Origin of the sequence: Streptomyces sp. NBC_00989, assembly GCF_045162655.1 — a bacterium.
Lineage (GTDB): Bacteria > Actinomycetota > Actinomycetes > Streptomycetales > Streptomycetaceae > Streptomyces.
Genome location: NZ_CP108728.1, coordinates 10,770,006 through 10,791,055 on the forward strand (window position 1 = coordinate 10,770,006; position 21,050 = coordinate 10,791,055).

General features: G+C 71.1%; 15 protein-coding genes. 6 read left to right on the top strand and 9 right to left on the bottom strand.

All coding sequences use genetic code 11. The features are described 5' to 3' along the window. Positions 1 to 100: 100 nt before the first annotated feature. On the bottom strand, positions 101 to 1,360 hold the full coding sequence (locus OG714_RS48550) for a serine hydrolase domain-containing protein (protein WP_406130886.1): 1,260 nt from the start codon (positions 1,358 to 1,360) through the stop codon (positions 101 to 103). A gap of 307 nt (positions 1,361 to 1,667) precedes the next feature. Between OG714_RS48550 and OG714_RS48555 the strand changes: the two genes are divergently transcribed. After that, positions 1,668 to 3,464, top strand: a complete 1,797-nt coding sequence (locus tag OG714_RS48555; RefSeq protein ID WP_406130887.1) for a M4 family metallopeptidase — start codon at positions 1,668 to 1,670, stop codon at positions 3,462 to 3,464. A gap of 72 nt (positions 3,465 to 3,536) precedes the next feature. On the opposite strand, the gene OG714_RS48560 is transcribed toward OG714_RS48555, so the two are convergent. Next, positions 3,537 to 4,283, bottom strand: a complete 747-nt coding sequence (locus OG714_RS48560) for a hypothetical protein (RefSeq protein WP_406130888.1) — start codon at positions 4,281 to 4,283, stop codon at positions 3,537 to 3,539. Between the two features lie 135 nt (positions 4,284 to 4,418). Between OG714_RS48560 and OG714_RS48565 the strand changes: the two genes are divergently transcribed. The 4 genes from OG714_RS48565 (at position 4,419) to OG714_RS48580 (ending at position 11,070) form a co-directional block, all read left to right on the top strand. Then, positions 4,419 to 5,591 (top strand): ROK family protein, encoded by a 1,173-nt coding sequence (locus tag OG714_RS48565; RefSeq protein WP_406130889.1) that lies wholly within the window; start codon positions 4,419 to 4,421, stop codon positions 5,589 to 5,591. Positions 5,592 to 5,667: 76 nt separating this feature from the next. After that, positions 5,668 to 7,461, top strand: coding sequence for an alpha-galactosidase D (locus OG714_RS48570; protein ID WP_406130890.1), 1,794 nt, complete (start codon positions 5,668 to 5,670; stop codon positions 7,459 to 7,461). Between the two features lie 22 nt (positions 7,462 to 7,483). After that, positions 7,484 to 9,841: a glycosyl hydrolase family 95 catalytic domain-containing protein gene (locus tag OG714_RS48575; protein WP_406130891.1), complete on the top strand. Its 2,358-nt coding sequence runs from the start codon at positions 7,484 to 7,486 to the stop codon at positions 9,839 to 9,841. Then, the gene (locus OG714_RS48580) at positions 9,838 to 11,070 is read left to right on the top strand and encodes an SGNH/GDSL hydrolase family protein (protein WP_406130892.1); all 1,233 of its coding nucleotides are present in this window, start codon (positions 9,838 to 9,840) and stop codon (positions 11,068 to 11,070) included. Before OG714_RS48575 ends, OG714_RS48580 begins: the two co-directional genes overlap by 4 nt. A gap of 18 nt (positions 11,071 to 11,088) precedes the next feature. Here the strand turns inward: OG714_RS48580 and OG714_RS48585 are convergent, their stop codons facing one another. The 5 genes from OG714_RS48585 to OG714_RS48605 form a co-directional block, all read right to left on the bottom strand. Further along, entirely contained in the window at positions 11,089 to 14,052 is a 2,964-nt protein-coding gene (locus OG714_RS48585; RefSeq protein WP_406130893.1) for an AAA family ATPase, read from the bottom strand. 79 nt (positions 14,053 to 14,131) lie between these two features. Then, complete coding sequence (locus tag OG714_RS48590) at positions 14,132 to 14,482, bottom strand: UBP-type zinc finger domain-containing protein (RefSeq protein ID WP_406130894.1); 351 nt, start codon at positions 14,480 to 14,482, stop codon at positions 14,132 to 14,134. After that, positions 14,479 to 15,936, bottom strand: a complete 1,458-nt coding sequence (locus tag OG714_RS48595) for an ATP-binding protein (RefSeq protein WP_406130895.1) — start codon at positions 15,934 to 15,936, stop codon at positions 14,479 to 14,481. The genes OG714_RS48590 and OG714_RS48595 overlap by 4 nt, the downstream gene beginning before the upstream one ends. Further along, entirely contained in the window at positions 15,933 to 17,609 is a 1,677-nt protein-coding gene (locus OG714_RS48600; RefSeq protein WP_406130896.1) for an FAD-dependent oxidoreductase, read from the bottom strand. Before OG714_RS48600 ends, OG714_RS48595 begins: the two co-directional genes overlap by 4 nt. 120 nt (positions 17,610 to 17,729) lie before the next feature. After that, positions 17,730 to 18,083: a VOC family protein gene (locus tag OG714_RS48605; protein WP_406130897.1), complete on the bottom strand. Its 354-nt coding sequence runs from the start codon at positions 18,081 to 18,083 to the stop codon at positions 17,730 to 17,732. A gap of 61 nt (positions 18,084 to 18,144) precedes the next feature. Here OG714_RS48605 and OG714_RS48610 point away from each other — a divergent pair, with 61 nt between their 5' ends. Continuing rightward, positions 18,145 to 19,017 (top strand): universal stress protein, encoded by an 873-nt coding sequence (locus OG714_RS48610; protein ID WP_406130898.1) that lies wholly within the window; start codon positions 18,145 to 18,147, stop codon positions 19,015 to 19,017. Between the two features lie 18 nt (positions 19,018 to 19,035). Here the strand turns inward: OG714_RS48610 and OG714_RS48615 are convergent, their stop codons facing one another. Continuing rightward, the gene (locus tag OG714_RS48615; RefSeq protein WP_406130899.1) at positions 19,036 to 20,067 is read right to left on the bottom strand and encodes a Gfo/Idh/MocA family oxidoreductase; all 1,032 of its coding nucleotides are present in this window, start codon (positions 20,065 to 20,067) and stop codon (positions 19,036 to 19,038) included. A 35-nt stretch (positions 20,068 to 20,102) separates the two neighbouring features. Beyond that, on the bottom strand, positions 20,103 to 20,888 hold the full coding sequence (locus OG714_RS48620; protein ID WP_406130900.1) for a TIM barrel protein: 786 nt from the start codon (positions 20,886 to 20,888) through the stop codon (positions 20,103 to 20,105). Positions 20,889 to 21,050 lie beyond the last annotated feature (162 nt).

The window sequence follows — 21,050 nt, forward strand, 5'->3', positions numbered from 1 at the left end:
CGTCCTCCACTCAACGTCCCGCCGGGGCGCGAGGGTTCCCGCGTGAGGAGGCGGGGGACGGAGAGCGACGCCGCCCGGCCCCCACCTCCGCGTCGCGTCCTCAGTCCCGTGCGACCCCCGGCGCGATGTCCTCGTAGGCCACGTTCCGTTCGGTGACGTAGGAGCCTCGGCCCGTGAGCGGCGAGTTCTGGATCGTCCTCGTCCGCTTGCCGCAGAACGCCGACTCCAGGGTGCGCGCCATGGTGTTCAGCACCGTGCCGTTGTTGGAGGTGTTGGCCAGCGCGGTGAGGCTGCGGCGGCCGTCCTTCGAGGTGAAGGAGTAGGTGTAGAAACCCTGGACCGCGCCCGTGTGGCCGTACACCGAGACACCGCAGGACAGGTCGCGGCGGCGCAGTCCGAGCCCGTACCGGGTCGTGCTGTTGACCGTGGTCCACCGCTCCATCTGCGCGAGCTGGGCGGCGGAGGTGAGCCTGCCGCCGAGCAGCGCGGAGAAGAAGGTGTTCAGGTCGCGGGTGGTGGAGATGACCGCGCCGGCGCTCTGCGCCCAGGAGACCGTCTGGTCGGTGGCGTCGACCAGCTTCGCGCCCGCGCGGTCCGGGGTGAGATAGCCGTGGGCGTACCGGCCAGGGATCTTCGCGGCCGGGTGGACGTAGAAGGTGTCGCGCAGCTTGAGCGGCTCGATGACGCGGTTCCGGTACTCGGTGCCCACGGAGTGGCCCGTCAGCTTCTCGATGAGCATCCCGGCGACCACGAAGTTGGTGTTCGAGTACGAGTAGGCGGCGCCCGGCGCGTTGGTGCGCGCGTGCCTGAGCGACAGCTGGACCAGCTGCCGGTAGGTGAAGACCTTGTCGCGTACGGCCTCGAAACCGGAGACCGAGCTGGCGAACATGGAGTTCGTGTAGTCGTACAGACCGCTGCGGTGGCTCAGTACATGGCGCACGGTGATCCGCTTGTCGGGCAGCAGCCCGGGCAGGTAGCGGTCGACCGAGGCGTCCAGGTCCAGCTTGTGCGCGTCGGCCAGTTGGAGCAGGACGACGGCCGAGAACGACTTGGTGATGCTGCCGATGCGGAAGCGGTCGGCGTTGCCGATGGCCCGGCGGGTCGAGCGGTCGGCGATGCCCGCGGCGGCCGTGTGGACGGTGCCGTGGTCGTCGACGCGGGCGATCGCCCCGGGCGCGCCCTGGGCCGTGAGCGTGCGCAACACGGCCCGGAGCCCTGCCATGTCGGGGGCCGGAAGTGCGGCCGCGCTGCTGGTTCTCGTGGTGTCCGACTCGTGGGTCGCGGCATGCGCCGGTACCGCCGTGAGCGTCAGCAGTGCCACCGCCGACGCCGTGGCCCTGCGCACCGTTCTTGAGACCATCCGGTTCTCTCCCGTTTTTCTGTCGGTATGCGAGATCGATCACAGTCGGGCGAGGCAACCTTCTCGCGCCCCGTCACATCTCCACAGCTGACGCACAGTTGGTCATTCGCTGATCACTGAGCGATGCGGATTTGCCAAGTATTGCCATGAAACGCTCGGAAACCGTTCATTTCGGCTTTACATGCACATGGTGGATACGTGAGGGTTTCGGTCCGGGGCCCGACCAGCCCCGTGGGCGCGTTCAACCGCGCCCTGTCTCAAGGCGGTTGGTGATCCCGGCCGTCTTCGTACGGAGGAGCCCTCTTTCATGCGTGGACCCCACATACGCGGCCTGGCGGTCGCCGTCGCGGTGACGACGGCCGCCACGGGGCTGGCCGGCACGGCCTTCGCGGGACCGGCCACAGGGACGGACGGTGCGACGGCCTCGACCGACGCCGGCGCCGCGTCCGTCGTCACGGCCGCGCGTGCCGCCGCGTTCGCGCACGCGTCGGCGACCGGTGTCACGCGGGGCGACGAACTCCGGGCCCAGGACGTGATGATCGACCCCGAGGGCGCACGCCATGTGCGCTTCATACGCACGCACCAGGGCATGCCGGTCCTCGGCGGCGACCTCGTCGTCCATCTGTCCCACGGCCTGGCCTACACCGGCGTCACCCGGGCGGCCGACCAGAGCGTCAGGCCCGCCACCACGCGGGCCAGGCTGACGGCCGGTCAGGCCGAGGCGAAGGCCGCCGCCGTCGGGAAGGGCGACGCGGGCACCGCCCACCTGGTGGTGGACGCCCGGGACGGGGGAGCAGCCCTCGCCTACCAGATACCCGTCACCGACAGCAGCACCGCCGAGGCCGTCGGCACCCGCACGGTCGTCATCGACGCCGTCACCGGCAAGGTCCGCAGCAACACCCCCGACAGCGACGAGTTCCTCTCGCCCAAGCTGCTCGACACCCTGCGCGAGCGCGGCGAGACCCTGGACCCGGCCACCGCCACCGGCGTACAGCCGACGTCCCTCACGGCGGCCGCCGCGAGCCGCGCGGTCCACTACCCGGTCACCGCCTCGGGCACCGGCACCTCCCTCTTCGTCGGCAAGGTGCCGCTGACCACCACCCGCACGGCGCGCACCAGTTACCTCCTCAAGGACCCGACCCGCTGGGGCACCGAGACCCGCGACGCCAAGGGGAAGGAACTGGAGAACTTCGCGCAGGGCAAGAAGTTCACCACCACGACGAACAAGTGGGGCAACGGCGCCGTCTCGCACCGCGACAGCGCCGCCGTCGACGCCCAGTACGGCATCACCAAGACCCTGGACTTCTACAAGAAGACCTTCGGCCGCAAGGGCATAGCGAACAACGGCAAGGCCGCCCGCGGCATGGTCCACTTCGGCAACAAGGTGGCCAACGCTTTCTGGGACTCGACCTGCGGCTGCATGCTCTACGGCGACGGCGACGGGGACATGTTCAAGAAGCCGCTCGTCGTCCTCGACGTGACGGGACATGAGTTGACCCACGGCGTCGTGGACGCCACCGCCAAGCTGGAGCCCACCCGCGTCGACGCCGACGGCAACCAGTACGGCGAGGCGGGCTCCCTGAACGAGTCCCTCGCGGACATCTTCGGCTCCAACGTCGAGTTCAGCGCCAACAACGCCAAGAACCCGCCGAACTACCTGATCGGCGAGAAGCTCGGCCTCGCCCAGAAGTTCCTGCGCCGCCTCGACCACCCCTCCCTCGACAAGCTGGAGGGCACGATCGACTACTGGTCGCCGCAGACGTACGACGCCGAGGTGCACGCCGGCTCCGGAGTCTCCTCGCACGCCTACTACCTCCTCGCGGAGGGCAGCGGCCGCAAGACGATCGGCGGCTTCGCCTACGACTCGCCCACCTACGACGGGTCGACCGTCACCGGCATCGGACGCACCAAGGCCACGGCGATCTTCTACCGCGCGCTGACCCGCTACATGGTGTCCACCACCGACTTCCACGACGCGCGCACCGCGACGCTGAAGGCCGCGGCGGACCTCTACGGCGCGAGCAGCACGGCGTACAAGACCGTCGATCTGGCCTGGGCCGCCGTGAACGTCACGGTCGCCAACGCCCCTGCCGCCAGGCACTGATGACCGTCCGGGTGCCCTGCCACGAGCGGGGCACCCGGAGCCCCGCCTCGGCCCCGCAGCGTGTCGACCTTCTCAGATCCACTGCTTCTCGACCTCCTCGGACACGGTGAACACGGCCTCGCAGGAAGGGCAACTGGCCTTCCCGAAGACATACCTCAACGCCTGCGCGACCTCCGTCTGCCCGAACTCGACCGCCTCGCCGTGCAGTCGCGCCCCGATGCCGTCGAGCCGGTCGGGCGCGGCCGGTATCAGCTCCGTCCGCCCCTCCGTGTCCGCCTCCTCGTTCGCGCCGGTCACGTAGTCGCCGGCCGAGGTGAAGACGCCGTACGAGCCGAACGCGACGAACAGGCCCTCCTCGCACTCGGGGCACTCCAGGTCGTACTCCTCGGCGTTGATCCTCTCCAGCGCCTCGGCCCACACCCCGTCGTCGCCCTCGAAGGCGAGCACGGCCATCTGCAGATAGACGAAGGTGTGCGCGTCCTGCCCCGGATCGGCGCGCAACACCCTTGCCACATCGAGCAGTTGGCCTATCTCGCGCGCGTACCGGGCACGGCACTCCTCGTCCGGGTCCGTGGTGATCAGCCCGGCCATGGTGACCGCCTGTACCGGCCCGCCCGGCGCCCGGCCCAGCGCGATGCCGGTGAGCACGGGCAGTGCCGCCCAGCTCGCGTCGTACACCGAACCCTGGTGGCACAGCGACCCCCACAACTCCTGCCACACGGCCTCGTCCTCGGTGCCGCCGAGGCGCGCGAACAGGCCCGGGACGTCCTCGGCGCTGCCGTAGGCATGGGTCAGCTCGGACCAGTCGATCGTCGTCATACGGCGATTGTGCCGCCCGGCACTGACAACGAGGCCCCGGCAGGCATCAGTTCCGCTCAGGAGACTCACAACTTCGCTGTGACAAATCCTGCTTCTTTTATTGACGACGGAAAAGAAGGGACCTAGGTTCCCGCCATGCGCTCGACCCCCCGCACCGAGTCGTTCCCGGCACATACGCCGGCCGTCTCACAGGTGTTCACGACCGTGCTGTCCCACGGCCCCCTCACCCGGCTTGAGGTGGCCCGCCGGGCAGGGCTGTCGGCGGCCGCCGTGACCAAGGCGGTCCGGCCGCTGATGGAGGCCGGGTACCTGGCGGAGGGTGCCGACCAGGACGCGCCCCCGGCACTCGGGCGGCCCGCGAACCTCGTCCGGGTCGACGGCGGGCGGGCGTTGTTCATCGGGGTCAAGGTGACCGGCGACGAGATCATCGGCGTCCTCACCGACCTGTGCTGCCGCATCCGCGTCGCCCGCCATGTACCGCTGACCGACCACGACCCCAAGGCGGTGCTGTCGACGATCGCCGACCTGGCCCAGGAACTCCGCACCGAGGCGGACGACTTGGGCATCCGGGTGCTCGGCCTCGGGCTCGCGGTCTCCGGTGACGTGGACCGCGGTGAAGGGGTCGTCCGCTACTCGCCGTTCCTGGAGTGGCGTGACGTACCCCTGGCCGAACTGGCCGCCATGACAACGGGGTTGCCGGTCACCGTCGACAACGACGTGCGCGCGCTGACCGTCGCCGAGCAGTGGTTCGGCGCCGGCGCGGGTCTCACGGACTTCGCCGTGGTGACCGTCGGCGCGGGCATCGGCTGCGGACTGGTCGTGCACGGCCGGGTCGTCGCCGGCGCCTACGGGGTGGCCGGTGAGATCGGGCACGTGGTCGTCGATCCCGCCGGGCCGCTGTGCCACTGCGGCAACCGCGGCTGCGTCGAGGCGATCGCCGGGGACGCCGCGATCGTCGCCCGCGTCCGCGAGGTCACCGGCGTCCAAGTCGCCGACACCGCCGAGGCGTTGGCCCTCGCCCACCGGGGCGACGCCGGAGCGCGCGAGGTGTACGCGCGGGCCGGTGAGGCCATCGGCCGGGGCATCGCGACCGTGGTCAACCTGTTCGGCCCCGAACGCGTGATCATCTCCGGCGAGGGCCTGGCCGCCTACGACCTGTTCGCCGAGCAGATCCGCGACTCCTTCACCGCCGCCGCCTTCGGCTCCGCCGCCCGGTGCGACGTCCACACCCGTCCGCTGCCCTTCGACGAATGGGCTCGCGGAGCCGCCGCGACCGCGATCCAGTCCTTCATCCGATCGGACACCTAGCCGCACGATCACACCCCCCACCCCCAACCGCGCACTCCCCGCCCCACACACTCCTACCCGCACGAGGAGCCCGACGATGTACTCCCTCACGCCCGTCCGCGCCCTGAGAGCCATGGTGGTGCTGGCCCTCACCGCCGGCTTCGCCACCTACCTCCCCGCCGCCGAGGCGGCCACGCCCACAGCGGACCCCGCCGTCGCCGCCAAGCCCTATATGGGCTGGTCGAGTTGGAGCATGCAGTCGTCCAAGTACCCCGGCCTCAACCCGGACGGCGACTACAGCTACCTCACCGAGGCGAACGTCAACAAGCAGACCGACGCCCTCGCGAGCAAGCTGAAGAAGTACGGCTACGACCACGTCAACATCGACGCCGGCTGGTGGATGGACAAGACCTGGAAGACCGGATACGACCAGTACGGACGCCAGAAGGCCGACCCGGTCCGCTTCCCCAGCGGCATGAAGGCCGTAGCCGACCGCATCCACTCCAAGGGCCTCAAGGCCGGCATCTACCTGCCCGCCGGCCTGGAGAAGGGTGCCTACGGCGACGGCAAGACGCCCATCTGGAACGCCGACGGCTGCACCACCGCCGACATCGTCTACAGCGACCTGCGCACCACCAACGGCTGGGACAGCGCGTACAAGATCGACTTCTCGCGGCCCTGCGCCCAGAAGTACATCGACTCCCAGGCCCAGTTGATCGCCGGCTGGGGTTACGACTTCCTCAAGCTGGACGGCGTCGGTCCCGGCTCCGGAAAGAGCGGCGACCAATACGACAACGTTGCCGACGTGGCCGCCTGGAACAAGGCCATCACCGCCACGGGACGCCCCATCCACCTGGAAGTCTCCTGGTCCCTGGACTACGGACACGCGGCCGACTGGAAGAAGTACTCCAACGGCTGGCGCATCGACACCGACGTCGAGTGCTACTGCAACACCCTTGTCACCTGGGAGAACTCGGTCGACGACCGCTGGGACGACACCCCCGCCTGGACCGACAGGGCGGGCCCCGGCGGCTGGAACGACCTCGACTCCCTCGACGTCGGCAACGGCGCGATGGACGGCCTGACCAAGGCGGAGCGCCAGAGCTACGCGACCCTCTGGGCCGTCGCCAAGTCCCCGCTCTTCACGGGTGACGACCTCACCCGCCTCGACGACTACGGCCTCTCGCTGCTCACCAACCGCGAGGTCATCGGCGTGGACCAGAGCGACGCACCGCCCGCCCGCCCGGTCACCCCGTCGGACCCCCAGCAGGTGTGGGCCGCGAAGAACCCCAACGGCACCTACACCGTCGCCCTGTTCAACCTGGCCGACGCCCCCGCCGCCGTCTCCGCGAACTGGACGACCCTCGGCTTCACCGGCAAGGCCGCCGTCCGTGACCTCTGGAACCACGAGGACCTCGGCACCTACACCAACAAGGTCACCCAGGCCCTGCCCGCCCACGGCTCACGCCTCTTCACCGTCACCCCGCACGGCAGCGCCGTCACCACGACCGCCTACGAGGCCGAGGCCACCACCAACACCCTGAGCGGCAACGCCAACATCGCCGACTGCTCGGCCTGCTCCGGCGGCCACAAGGTCGGCAACCTCTACGTCGGCGGCAAGCTCACCATCAACAACGTCGTCGCCGCCAAGGCCGGCACCTACCAGGTGAAGATCGCCTACGTCAGCGGTGACTCCCGCCCGGCGAGCATCTCCTCGAACGGCAACGGCGCCACCAGCCACAAGTTCCCGTCCACCGGCGACTGGGGGACCGTCGGGACGGTCAGTGTGCCGGTGACCCTGAAGGCGGGCGCGAACACGATCACCTTCGACAGCGGTTCGGGCTACGCGCCGGACATCGACCGGATCGACGTGCCCAACTCCTCCTCCTGAGCCGACCTTTTCGGAGACCGCCATGTCCAGTGCACTGCCCGACCTGCCCAGACGCAATGTGCTCGCCCTCGCCGCGGCCACCGGCGCCCTCGCCGGCCTGCCCGCCTTCACCGCCTCGGCCGCACCCCAGCGAACCGCCAACGCCTCGTACGACAGCGGGACTTCACGCAACACCCTGTGGTGGCAGGCGCCTGCCGGCGACACCTCGATGATCGAACAGGGGCTCCCCGTCGGCAACGGCCGGCTCGGCGCCCTCGCGAGCAACGACCCCGGCCACGAGGTCCTCCTGATCACCGACGCCACGATCTGGACCGGCGGCCTCAACGGCACCCTCGACTCCGACGGCCAATTCCCCTACGGCCGCGCGGACTTCGGGTCCCTGACCCTGCTCGCCCGGCTCACCGTCGACATCCCCGACCACGACCTGGGCGCCGTCAACGGCTACCGCCGCACCCTCGACCTCGACCGGGGCGTGGTGGGCGCGTCGTACGTCCGCTCGGGAGTGACGTACAAGCGGGAGATGTTCTCCAGCAGTCCCGACGACGCGATCGTCCTCCACTTCTCGCAGAGCGGAGGCGGACGCTACACCGGCACCGTCACGCTGGAGGGAACGCACGGCGAGGCCGCCGCGCTCTCCTTCGGCGGCCAGTTCGCCAACGGCCTGAAGTACGGGGCCGCCGTCACCGCGTACGGCACCGGCGGCAAGGTCACCGTGAACGGCGCGCACATCGAGTTCTCCGGGTGCAAGGACCTCACCGTCGTGGTGAGCGGCGGCAGCAACTACGCGCCGGACGCCGCCCACGGCTTCCGCGACCCCAAGCTCGACCCGCAGAAGCTCGCCCGCACCAAGGTCCGCGCCGCCGCCCGGCACTCGGCCGTGACCCTGCTGAGCACCCATGTCGCCGACTACCGGGCCGCGTTCGGTACGTTCGAGCTCTCGCTCGGCACGTCGTCCGACGACCAGCGCGCGCTGGACACCTGGGAGCGGATCCAGGCACGCCACACGAGCGGCGACCCCGACCCCGAACTCGAGGCCGCCTACGTCCAGTTCGGCCGCTACCTCATGGTCTCCGGCTCGCGCGGCAGTCTGCCGATGGGACTCCAGGGCCTGTGGCTCGACGGCAACGACCCCGACTGGATGGGCGATTACCACACCGACATCAACATCCAGATGAACTACTGGATGGCCGACCGGGTGGGTCTGTCCTCGTCCTTCGACGCCTTCACCGACTACTGCGTCGACCAGCTGTCGTCCTGGACCGACCTCACCCACCGGCTGTTCCAGGACTCCCGCAACCGTTTCCGCAACACCAGCGGGAAGGTCGCCGGCTGGACCGTCGCCTTCTCCACCAACCCCTACGGCGGACTCGGCTGGTGGTGGCACCCGGCGGGCAACGCCTGGCTGAGCAACAGCCTCTGGGAGCACTACGAGTTCACGCACTCCCGCACCCACCTGGAGAAGATCTATCCCCTCCTCAAGGGCGCCTGCGAGTTCTGGGAGAAGCGGCTGGTCACCACCACCCTCGCCAACGGGAAGGAGGTACTGGTCGCGGACCACGACTGGTCACCGGAGCAGGGTCCGCAGGACGGCAGAGGCAACACCTACGCCCAGGAAGTGGTGTGGACCCTGTTCGGCAACTACGCGGCCGCATCCGCGGAGTTGAAGCGGGACAGCGGGTTCGCGAACACGATCTCGGGACTGCGCAGGCGTCTGTATCTCCCCGAGGTGAGCCCGACGTCCGGCTGGCTGGAGGAGTGGATGTCGCCCGACAACCTCGGCGAGACCACCCACCGCCACCTGTCCCCGCTGATCAACCTGTTCCCCGGCGACCGCATCCGCCCCGACGGCTCCACCCCGAAGGACATCGTCGACGGCGCCACCGCCCTGCTCACCGCGCGCGGCATGAACAGTTTCGGCTGGGCCAACGCCTGGCGCAGCCTGTGCTGGGCCCGCCTCAAGGACGCCGACAAGGCCTACCAGCTGATCGTCAACAACCTCCGCCCGTCCGAGAACGGCAGCAACGGCACCGCCTTCAACCTCTTCGACATCTACGAGGTGGAACAGGGCCGCGGCATCTTCCAGATCGAGGCCAACTTCGGCACCCCGGCGGCCGTGACCGAGATGCTCCTTTACTCCCGCCCCGGCCATCTGGAACTCCTGCCCGCCCTCCCGGACGCCTGGGCCGAGTCCGGCTCGATCACCGGGGCCGGTGCCCGCGGCGGCTTCGTCGTCGACCTGCGCTGGAAGAACGGCAAGCCCACCGAGGCGAAGATCCGCAGCGTCGGCGGCCGCACCACGACCGTCGCCTACGGTGGAAAGACCCGCACCGTGACCGTCAAGCCCGGCGGATCCGTCACGCTGAAGGACTTCGCCCGGTGACGGCCCGGCGGGCACCACTGCGCCGTACGGCCGCACTTCTCCTGCTCGCCGCCGCCTTCCAGGCAGCACCCGCACAAGCACAGCCCCAAGCACGGCCGCAGGCACAGGTGAAGGCCTCGAACTCCCCGAAACCCGTCATCACCTGGGGAGCGAGCGCCGACCACCTGGGCGACGGCGTCGCCGACCGCAGCTACCGCCTGATCGTGCACACCAGTGTCGCGGGCGGCGATCTGCGGATCCGGCTCTCCAACGCCTTCGGCGACCGGCCGCTGACCTTCGACAACGTCCACGCCGGTGTGCAACGGGCGGGCGCCGCGCTGGTGCCCGGCTCCAACCGGCGGCTGACCTTCGGCGGCGAGCGGTCGGTCACGATCCCCGCGGGCGCGGTCGCCTACAGCGACCCGCTCGCCGGCAAGGTGCCCGCCGCGACCAACCTGGTAGTCAGCATCCACTCCCCGGACGCGGCGGGCCCGGCGACCGGTCACGGCATGGCCATGCAGACGTCGTACGCCACCCAGGGCGACCACACCGGCGAGGAGGGCGCCACCGCCTGGACGGACAGCATCGGCTCCTGGTACTACCTCGACGCCGTCGACGTACGGCCGAGCGCGGGCATCGGCGCCGTGGTCACGCTCGGCGACTCCATCACGGACGGTTGGGCGTCCACGTCGGACCTCAACCGGCGCTGGCCCGACTACCTGGCCCGGCGGCTCCAACGCGCCGGCACGGCCGTCAAGGGAGTGGCCAACGAAGGGATCTCCGGCAACAAGGTCCTCGCCGACGGCGCCGGGCAGAGCGCCCTCAACCGGCTGCAGCGCGACGTGCTGTCCCAGCCCGGCGTCCGCACGGTGTTCCTCTTCGAGGGCGTCAACGACATCAAGGCCCACTCCGGCGTCACCGCCCAGGACCTGATCGCCGCCTACCGCGCGATCATCGACCGGGCGCACGCGGCCGGGAAGTGTGTCGTCGGCGCCACCGTCGGACCGTTCAAGGGCTGGGGCGAATGGGACCCGGCGGCCGAGGCGGTACGCCAGGAGGTCAACCAATTCATCAGAAGCAGCGGGGAGTTGGACGCCGTCACCGACTTCGACCACATCCTCCGCAGCCCCTACGACCAGGAGAGGATGCTCCCCTTCTTGGACGGCGGTGACCATCTCCATCCCAACGACAAGGGGATGGCGGCCATGGCCGACGCCGTCGACCTCAAGAGCCTCGACTGCGCGAAGTGAGGTTCAGTGACGTGAGGTTCAGCCGGACGCCGTGGCCTCCGGGGTGATCAGCCCCTGTCGGTAGGCGATCGCCACCGCCTCCGTACGGCTCGCGGCGCCCAGCTTCGCGAGGATGTTGGAGACGTGGACGCTCGCCGTCTTGCCGGTGATGAACAGCTCCTCGCCGATCTGGCGGTTGCTGCGGCCGAGCGCGAGCAGCCGCAGCACGTCCCGCTCGCGGGCCGTCAGCGGCGAGGGGCGGTCCCCGGTGTCCGGCGCCGGGTCGCCCAGGCGGCCACGGCGGATCAGCGTGTCCAGCCGTGTGAGCAGGGGCGAGGCACCGAGCCGGGTGGCCGTCTCCCGTGCCGCACGGGCCTGGGCGGCCGCCTCCTCACGGCGGTCGGCCGCCAACAGGGCTTCTGCGAACCGGAATCGGCACCGCGCCTGCTCGTAGACGTCGCCGTAGTCGAACGCGGCCGTCGCCTTCTCCCAGGCGGCCACGTCCGGTCCGGTGGCGGCCCGTGCCCACTCCGCCTCGGCGCGGGCCAGCCACGCCAGTCCTTCCGGCCCCTGGGGCCGGGCGTCACCACCCGCGTCGGCCACGGACCGGGCCAGCTCGACGAGTTCCGTCGCGGTGTCCGTCCAGTGACGCGCCCCCGCCTCGTCGCCGGTGAGCCGTAGCGCGGTGGCCCGGTCGGCGACCGCGGCCAGGGCGAGGGCGGCGAGCCGGACCGTGAGGTCGGGACGGCGGCCGGAGTCGTCGGTCAGCGCCGCGACCGCAGTACGCAGCTGCTCGACGGCCGTCTCCGGGGTGCCCTGGACGGCGCAGGCGTCGGTGAGCACGATGGCCGCCACCATCGCGGCCATCCAGTCGAACGGCCCCTCCAGCAGGGCCCGGGCCCGCTCCACCGCCCCCAAGTCACCGCGCGCCAGCGCCACATACAGCGCGGGCCCCATGGTGAAGCCGCCCGCGTGCGGCAGGACGTCCGCGTCGCTCGCGGCCACCTTCACGCACTCGTCCCAGCGGCCCAGCGTGTACAGCACCAGGAGTTGCAGATAGCGCATCTCCAGCGGATACGGCGACGAGAGCAGTCCGGCGCGCCGGGCCCGGTCCAGCCCCTCGGCGAGCCAGGGCAGCGACTCCTCCAGGTCCCCGGACTCGAAGCTGCCGATGGCGAGGTGGAACAGGGCACGCATCTCCACGGGCGCGTGCCCGGCCTGCCGGGCCAGCTCACGTGCCTCGGCGAGCCGCTCCCGGCCCTCCCGGGTACGGCGGCCGCCCTTTTCGAGCGTGGCCAGCGAGATCAGCAAGTCGGCCCGGGCGTCGACCAGTCGGAGCTCCTCGGCGATGTGCAGGGCCTGGCGGGCGACCCGCAGCGCGATCTCGTCCTCACCGACCTGACGCGCCGTCAGCACATGCGTGGCGGCCGCCCACACCCAGGTCCGGGAGGGCGGTTCGGCGGGGATCATCGCCAGGGCCTCGCTGCTGTACGCGAACGCGGCCGTGAGGCTGTCGACGCCCATGAGATTGCCGGCCAGCGTGTAGCGGACCCGGGCGGCCAGCTCGGAGTCCGTGTCCTGGCCGATACCGGCGAGCGCGGACCGGGTGAGGGAGACCGCGCGGTGCGCGTCCCCGGCGTGGGCCGCTGCCGCCGACGCGCGCAGGGTGAGGGTCACGCTGTCGATGCCCTCGCCCGAGGGCCGGGTCGTCGGGTCGACCGACGACCACAGATCGAGGGCGGTCTCCAGATGCCGTAGCTCCTCGGCGGGCGCGCCCACCCGCTGGGCGTGGTCGGCGGCCTCCAGGGAGGCGGCCAGCGCCTCGGCCAGGTCGTGGCTCTCGCGGTAGTGGTGGGCGCGCTCCGCCGCGCTCTCGGCCGGGTGCCCGCGCGAGGCGAGGAGGCGGGCGAACGCGCCGTGCTGCCGGGACCGCTCGCCGGGGAGCAGGTCGGCGTACACGGCCTCACGGGCGAGGGCGTGCCGGAAGGAGTACGTGTCGGCGTGCCCGGGGACCAGGAGCTGTCGCTCGACGGCCTCGCGCAGCGCCGACTCCAGCTCGTCCTCGGGGAGTCGGACCGCGTCGCGCAGCAGGTCGTACTCGACGCGGCGCCCGGCGACGGCGGCGGTGCGCAGCACCTGCTGGGCGGTGTCGGAGAGTTGCTCGAAACGGATCAGCAGGACGTCGGCCAGCCCGCTCGGCACCCCGCCCGCCTCCATGTCGCTCGCCGCGAGCAACTCCTCGGCGTAGAAGGCGTTTCCCTCGGCGCGCTCGACGATCCGGCGGACCGTGCCGTCCGGCACCGGAGCCGTACGCAGCGCGCGCACCAGCCGGGCGACCTCCGCGTCCCCCATGGGCCGCAGCTCCAGGCGCTCCACGGCGGGCAGCCGCACCAGCTCGGCCAACAGGGGCCGTAGGGGATGGCGGCGGTGGAGGTCGTCCGCGCGGTACGACGCGAACACCGCGAGGCGGTGGGTGGGCGCGCCGCCCGCCGGGCGCTGGAGGATGCCGCGGCTGAGCAGGAAGCGGAGCAGGTCGCGGGAGGACTGGTCGGCCCAGTGCAGGTCCTCCAGGACCAGGAGCAGGGGAGCGATGTCGGAGAGGTCGGCGAGCAGTCCGGCGATGCCCTCGAAGAGCCGCAGCCGGCCGCCCGCGTCCCGCGCCGCGTCCGAACCGGCGCCCAGCAGCCGGTCGACCGCCGGATGCGCGGCCAGCGCGGCGGCGAAACGTTCGTCGTCGGCGAGCACACCGAGGATCTCGGTGAAGGGGAGATACGGCAGACCGACGTCACCGAGGTCGACGCAGTGCCCGGTGAGGACGGTCATCCCGGCGGTCGCGGCCCGCCCGGCGATCTCGTCCAGGACCCGGGTCTTGCCGACGCCCGCGTCCCCGGCGATCAGCACCGCTCCCGCCGTACCCGCGCGGGCGCGCTCCAGCACACCGGCGAGGCGGGCGAGTTCCTCGTCCCGGCCGATGAGCGGCGCTGCTGCTACGGATGACGACACGTCCCCATCCTGGCACGCGCCACCGACAACGCACCTGGCCACCGGGCGGGAGACGGGCCCCCGCCCGGCAGACCGGGGTTCAGCGCAGGGTCTCGGCCCAGTTGGACGGGACGCGTCCCGCCGGGCCCGGCACCGGCTGGTCCTTCGGGTGGCTCACCGGGGCGGTGAGCTCGGGACCGGAGTCGTAGAGCTCGGAGGTGGTGAAGTTCCAGAACCAGTCCTCGCCCGGCTCGTAGCTCTGGATGAACGGGTGGCCCGTGGACTGGTGGTGGGCCGTGGCGTGCTTGGCGGGGGAGTCGTCGCAACAGCCGACGTGGCCGCACTGCGCGCACCGCCGGAGGTGGAACCACCAGCCGTCGGCCGCGTCGCACTCCACGCAACCCGCGCCGCTCGGCGGGACGGTGGGGTCGATTCCGGCGATGTCGCTCATGCGGACTCCTCGGGCGTCTCGTTGTCGGCGGCGGTGAGGGGGAGCAGGACCTGGAAACGGGTGTCGCCCGGCACCGACTCCACCTGGAGGGTGCCGTGATGCTTGTTCACGACGATCCGCCAGGAGATGTCCAGCCCGAGCCCCGTGCCCTCGCCCACCGGCTTGGTGGTGAAGAACGGATCGAAGATACGGCTGCGGATCTCCTGCGGCACACCGGGCCCCGTGTCACGGAACTCCACCATGAGCTGATCGCGCACCGGCGCCGTCCGCACCGTCAACGTGCCTTCCCCGCCCGCGCTGTTGATGGCGGACACCGCGTTGTCGATCAGGTTCGTCCACACCTGGTTGAGCTCGGCCGGATAGGCCGGGATCTTCGGGAGCGTCCGGTCGTAGTCCTTGACGACCTTGATCCGGTCGCCGGTCTTCGCGCCGAGCATCAGCAGGGTGCTGTCGAGGAGTTCGTGCACATCGGCGACCTGGTAGGGCGCGCGGTCCAGCTGCGAGTACTGCTTCGCGGCGCCGACCAGGTTCGAGATCCGGGTCGTGGAGTCCTCGATCTCCGTCATCAGCAGCTCGGTCTCGACCGTGTAGCTGAGCCAGCCGACCGCCGCCTGGAGGACGTCCTCGTCCACGGCCGCCGCGACCTGGTCCAGCCAGTCGATGTCGAGACCCGCCTGCACGAACGTGGGCGCGATCTGCCAGGCCTGCATGATGCCGTGGTCGTCGAGCCAGTCCGTGAGGGCGTCCTCGCGGTCCGAGGCCTCCAGAGGGCTCAACGACGGGGCCTTGGCGACCCGTTCGGCCGTGCGTTCCTGGATGTCGATGAGGTTCGCGAGGGCTTCGCGCGAGTACGGGCCGGAGGAGATGACCCGCAGCTTGTGCCGCATCTTCGCCACCCGCTCGCGCAGTGTCGAGGTGGCCCGGACGGCGGCGGCGGCGGGGTTGTTGAGCTCGTGCGTCAGCCCGGCCGACAACGAGCCCAGCGCCAGCAGCCGTTCACGCTGGCTGATCGCCAACTGGCTGCTCTTCTGGCCGAAGAAGAGCCCCTCCAGCAGATGGACCGCCATCGGGAACCACTCGCTCATGATGGCCGCGAACGTCTCGGCGGGCAGCACGAAGAACCGCGTCGGCTCCGTCACCCGCATCGAGTTCAGGTACACCTGCTGCACCCGGTCCCCGATGTAGGCCTGCATCGCGCCCGTGTACACGCCGCGTTGCGAGGTCCGGGCGACCTCCACGTCGTCACCGCCGACCCGCCGCGACAGCACGACGGTGCCCTCGATCATGACGTAGAAGCAGGTCGCGGGGTCACCCTCGGTGTAGACGGGCCCGGCCTCGAACTGCTCCACCTGCCCGTCGCAGCACAGCCGGCCGAGCTGCTCCGGCGTCAGCTTCTCGAACAGGAACAGCGTGCCGATCTCCTGCGGGCTGCACGGCAGCACCTGCCCGCTCATGACTGCTCCAGGTAGCGGTGGACGAGCATCACGGCCATGGCTCCCTCTCCGACGGCGGACGCGACGCGTTTCGCGGACTCGGCGCGCGCGTCGCCCGCCACGAACACGCCGGGGATGTTGGTCTCCAGGTGGTACGGCGCCCGCTCCAACTCCCAGCTCGCGGGCGGCTTTCCGTCCGCGCCGAGGTCGGGCCCGGACAGGATGAACCCGCGCTCGTCCCGCAGCACCGACCCGTCCAACCAGTCGGTCAGCGGGGCCGCGCCGATGAACACGAACATCCACTGCGCGTCGACGAGTTCGGTCTTCCCGCTCTCGGTGTCGCGCAGGGTGAGCTGCTCCAGATGGTCCGAGCCGTGCGCCGCGTCGACGACGGTGCCGGTGCGCACGGAGATGTTCTCCGCGTCGTTGATCTGCTGGATCAGGTAGTACGACATCGACGCGGCCAGCGAGCCCCCGCGCACCAGCAGCGTCACCGACTTGGCGCCCCGGGACAGGTACATCGCCGCCTGGCCCGCCGAGTTGGCGCCGCCGACGATGTACACGTCGTGCCCCTGGCAGGAGGCCGCCTCGGTCAGCGCCGAGCCGTAGTACACCCCGCAGCCGGTCAGATCCGGGGTGCCGGGCGCCTCCAACTGCCGGTACGACACACCGGTCGCCAGGATCACGGCGTGCGCGGCGACCGCCGAGCCGTCGGCGAACCGTACGACGCGTGCGGAGCCGCTGACCTCAAGTCCCGTGACCTCGCGGGCGGTCAGGATCTCGGCGCCGAACTTCCCGGCCTGCCGCCGTGCCCTGTCGGTGAGTTGAGCCCCGGACACCCCGTCCGGGAACCCGAGGTAGTTCTCGATGCGGGAACTCTGCCCGGCCTGCCCACCGGTCGCCGACCGTTCGACGAGAACCGTCCGCAGCCCCTCCGAAGCCCCGTACACGGCCGCGCCGAGTCCCGCCGGGCCGCCGCCGATGACGACGAGGTCGTAGAAGTCGGCCGTCGGTGTGGTCGCGAGCCCGACCTCGGCGGCCAGCTCGGTCGCCTCCGGCTCGACCAGCACGTTCCCCTCGGCGGTGATGACGAGCGGCAGCCGCTGCCCGTCCTGCCCGGCGGCCGACAGCAGCCGCAGTCCCTCCGGGCTGTCGGCCGAGAACCAGCGGTACGGCACCTGGTTGCGGGCCAGGAACTCCCGCACGTCCGAGGAGCGCGCCGACCAGCGGTGCCCGACCACCTTCGTGGCGGGCACGGGCCGGTAGTCGCTGTTCCGCCAGGCTTCCAGGAGGTCGTCCAGGACCGGATAGAGCTTCTCCTCCGGCGGGTCCCAGGGCTTCAGCAGATAGTGGTCGAGGTCGACGACGTTGATCGCGTCGATCGCCGCGTCCGTGTCCGCGTACGCGGTCAGCAGCACCCGGCGCGCGCCCGGATAGACGTCGAGGGCCTGCTCCAGGAACTCGATGCCGTTCATCTGCGGCATCCGGTAGTCGGCCAGGATCACGGCCACGAGATCCCCGCGCAGCTTCAGCTCGCGCAAAGCGTCCAGCGCGGACTCGCCGGACTCCGCGCGGACGATCCGGTACGACTCGCCGTAGCGTCGCCGCAGGTCACGGGCGACGGCACGGGAGACTCCCGGATCGTCGTCCACGGTCATGATGACGGTCCGCGCGGCTTCGGCGGCCTGTGCCATACGTCTCCCACCCCGAGTGGTCGGCTTCACGGCACGGCGGCGCCGTTGTCACCGCGCCGGCTCCCCACCATCGTATGGTCGATCGCCGTGTCGCGCTCCGCTACACCCGAGACGGGGGCCTCAGGGGCGCCGGGAGCGCAACACGCAGAACTCGTTCCCCTCCGGGTCCATCAGCACCACCCACGACTGCTCGCCCTGCCCGACGTCCGCGGTCCGCGCCCCCAACGCGAGCAGCCGGACCACCTCGGCCTCCTGGTCGTCGGGCCGGAAGTCCAGATGCAGCCGGTTCTTGACCGTCTTTCCCTCGGGCACCGCCACGAACAGCAGCCCCGGGAGCCGCTCCGGCTCCGGCCGGATCTCGAACTCGTCCGGCGACTCGCCCACCACCACCCACCCGAGGGCCTCGGCCCACCAGCGCCCGAGCGCGACGGGGTCGGCCGCGTCCACCACTACCTGCTCCCACTCCAAGGTCATGCGGGCACCGTAGTGAAGACTGGGCCCGACGCACGTGACCGCACCACCGGGAGGCCACCGCATGACACGACCGATCACCGCAGGGGTCGACGGATCGGCGGAGAGCCTCGCCGCACTCGCCTGGGCGGGCCGGGAGGCCGTACGGCGGGGGCTCGCGCTGCGTGTCGTGCATGTCTGGCGGTACGAGGAGCACCAGGCCCTCGACGCCGGGGACCGGGACACCCAGGACCGCTGGGTGCGGGACGCGGCGGCCGAGGCCGCCCGGGAGGTCGCCGAACGCCACCCCGGTCTGGACGTCACCACCGACGTCCTGGAGGGCGACCCCGTCGACGCGCTGACCGCCGCCGCTGCCGACGCCGAACTCCTGGTCCTCGGCTCACGCGGCCACGGACCCGTCGTGGGCTTCCTGCTCGGTTCCGTCGGGCAGCAGGTGATCGCCGATTCCCTACGGCCCGTCGTGCTGGTGCGCGCCGGGGACGAAGCCGCCGGGGAGGCCGCCGGGCGCGAGATCGTCGTGGGTCAGCACGGCGACACCGAGGACAGTGCCGCCGCGCTGGGCTTCGCCTTCGAGACGGCGGCGGCGCGGGGTGCGACGGTCCGTGCCGTACGGGCTTGGACGTTGCCCCCGGTGTTCGCGTACAGCCCCGGCTCCATGAAGCTCCTCGACGAGGCCGGCGGCCTGGAACCGTACGAGAAGAAGGGGCTGGCCGAGGCGCTGGAGCCGTGGCGGGAGCGGTTCCCCGACGTGCCCGTGGTCGAGCACGTGGAGATCGGCAGCGCGGGGCAGGTGCTGCTGTCCGTCGCGGGGCGCGCCCAGTTGATGGTCGTCGGGCGGCGCGCCCACCGTACGGCGGTGGGCGCGCGGATCGGCTCGGTCGCGCACGGGGTGCTGCACCACGCGGAGTGCCCGGTGGCCGTGGTGCCGGCGTCCTGAACCTTCGGTAGAAGTCGGTCAGTTGGCCTCGGCGCGGATCTCCTCGATGCGCACCGGGGCCCCCTTCTCCACCGACCGGATCGCCGCCAGTGCGATCGTCAGCGCGGCGCGGGCGTCCTCGCCGGTGGCCGACGGGGTGCCGGCGGTGCGGACGGCCTCGGCGAAGTCGGCCAGCTCGGCTACGTACGCGTCGTGGAACAGGTCCTGGTCGTAGGTGACGGTCTCGGCCGCGATGCCGTCCGCGCCGTAGGACGTCAGATGGGTGCGCCGGATGTCGCCCATCGTCAGCATGCCCGCCGAGCCGAAGACCTCGCCGCGTACGTCGTAGCCGTACACCGCCTGGAAGTTGGCCTCGGCGGTGGCGAGGGCGCCGTTGTCGAAGCGGATCGTGACGACGGCCGTGTCGAGCAGGCCGCGGTCCTTGAAGTCGGGGCGGACCAGGGCGTCGGCCATGGCGAAGACCTCGACCGGTTCGGCACCGGGGTTGAGGTAGCGCAGGGTGTCGAAGTCGTGGATGAGGGTCTCGAGGAAGATCGTCCACGGCGGGATGGGGGCCGGGTCGGCGAGTTTCGGGTCGCGGGTGAGCGAGCGGAGCAGTTGCGGGGTGCCGATCGCACCCACCGCCACCTTGTCGTGCGCGGACCGGAACCCGGTGTCGTAGCGGCGGTTGAAGCCGACCTGGAGCACTACGCCCGCCCCGGCGGCGGCCGCGATGGCGCGGTCGGCGTCCGCGAGGGTGGTGGCCATCGGCTTCTCGCAGTAGACGGCCTTGCCCGCGCGTGCCGCCGCCACGACCAGGTCCGCGTGGGTGCGGGCCGGCGTCGAGATCACCACCGCGGCGACCTCCGGATCCGCGAGCAGGTCGCCGATCTCGGTGTACGCCGTGGGGCAGCCGAGCCGGTCGGCCAGGGCCTGTGCGGCGCCCGGGGCCGGGTCGGCGACGGCGGCGAGACGGACACCGGGCAGGCGGCGGGCGAGAGTCTCGGCATGGAAGGAGCCCATGCGGCCCGCGCCCACGAGGCCGATGGCGAGGGGCAGTTGGGTGGTCATGGGGTCTCCCTGGTGCCGTGTGGATCCGGGACGGGTCAGAGCGTGAACGCGGTGCGGAAGCGGTCCAGGGCGCGTTCGCTGTCGCCGTCCGAGGCCCAGGCCTCCATCGCGACCGTGCCGTCGTAGCCGATGTCGGCGAGGGCGCGGGCGATCGCCGGGTAGCTGATCTCGCCGGTGCCGGGCTCCTGGCGGCCGGGTACGTCCGCCACCTGGATCTCGCCGATCAGGTCCAACTCGTGGGCCTTGCGGACGAGTTCGATGAGGTTCCCCTCGCCGATCTGCGCGTGGTAGAGGTCCAGGTTCATGCGCAGGCCCGGCCGGTCCACCGCCTTGACCAGGGCCAGGGTGTCGGCGGCCGTCGCGAACGGTACGCCCGGGTGGTCGACCGCGGCGTTGAGGTTCTCCAGCGTGAAGGTGACGCCGGCGCTCTCGCCCAGCTCGGCGAGGCGGGTCAGGGTGCGATGGGCGGCGATCCACATCGCGCCCGTGGGCTCGCCGGTCACCGGAACCACCGGCAGGCCCTCGGAGTCCAGGCCCGTGCCGTGCAAGTTGAGCCGGGGGCAGCCGAGTTGATCGGCGGCCTTGACCGACTCCTCGGCGGTGCGCAGGAGTTCGGCGGCGCCCGCCTCGTCGGTGAGGCTGCCCCGGATGTAGCCCGTCATCGACGAGAACTCGGCCGGGGTCCGCGTCAGCGCGTCCAGGTCGTGCCGGGTCCAGTCCCAGATCTCGACCTGGAAACCGGCTTCGTGGATGACCCGCGCCCGCTCGTGGATCGGCAGGTCCCGGAAGACCATCTCGGCACAGACCGCCAACGTGTACATCGCTACTCACTCACCCTCTTCTAGAACGTTCTAGATGGCAGTAGTACGCCACTGCTGGATTCCCGTGTCAAGCCTTCGCCGGGCATGTTTCTAGAACGTTGCAGTACCTTCGGAGCAGCACCTTTGGGGGGCTACCATCCCGGAACGGAACGACACCTCGAC

Coding starts and splice junctions, on each gene's coding strand:
- OG714_RS48590 (WP_406130894.1), bottom strand. CDS start 14,482: ATGAGCGACATCGCCGGAATCGACCCCACCGTCCCGCCGAGCGGCGCG.
- OG714_RS48560 (WP_406130888.1), bottom strand. CDS start 4,283: ATGACGACGATCGACTGGTCCGAGCTGACCCATGCCTACGGCAGCGCC.
- OG714_RS48600 (WP_406130896.1), bottom strand. CDS start 17,609: ATGGCACAGGCCGCCGAAGCCGCGCGGACCGTCATCATGACCGTGGAC.
- OG714_RS48550 (WP_406130886.1), bottom strand. CDS start 1,360: ATGGTCTCAAGAACGGTGCGCAGGGCCACGGCGTCGGCGGTGGCACTG.
- OG714_RS48620 (WP_406130900.1), bottom strand. CDS start 20,888: ATGTACACGTTGGCGGTCTGTGCCGAGATGGTCTTCCGGGACCTGCCG.
- OG714_RS48605 (WP_406130897.1), bottom strand. CDS start 18,083: ATGACCTTGGAGTGGGAGCAGGTAGTGGTGGACGCGGCCGACCCCGTC.
- OG714_RS48610 (WP_406130898.1), top strand. CDS start 18,145: ATGACACGACCGATCACCGCAGGGGTCGACGGATCGGCGGAGAGCCTC.
- OG714_RS48595 (WP_406130895.1), bottom strand. CDS start 15,936: ATGAGCGGGCAGGTGCTGCCGTGCAGCCCGCAGGAGATCGGCACGCTG.
- OG714_RS48555 (WP_406130887.1), top strand. CDS start 1,668: ATGCGTGGACCCCACATACGCGGCCTGGCGGTCGCCGTCGCGGTGACG.
- OG714_RS48575 (WP_406130891.1), top strand. CDS start 7,484: ATGTCCAGTGCACTGCCCGACCTGCCCAGACGCAATGTGCTCGCCCTC.
- OG714_RS48565 (WP_406130889.1), top strand. CDS start 4,419: ATGCGCTCGACCCCCCGCACCGAGTCGTTCCCGGCACATACGCCGGCC.
- OG714_RS48570 (WP_406130890.1), top strand. CDS start 5,668: ATGTACTCCCTCACGCCCGTCCGCGCCCTGAGAGCCATGGTGGTGCTG.
- OG714_RS48615 (WP_406130899.1), bottom strand. CDS start 20,067: ATGACCACCCAACTGCCCCTCGCCATCGGCCTCGTGGGCGCGGGCCGC.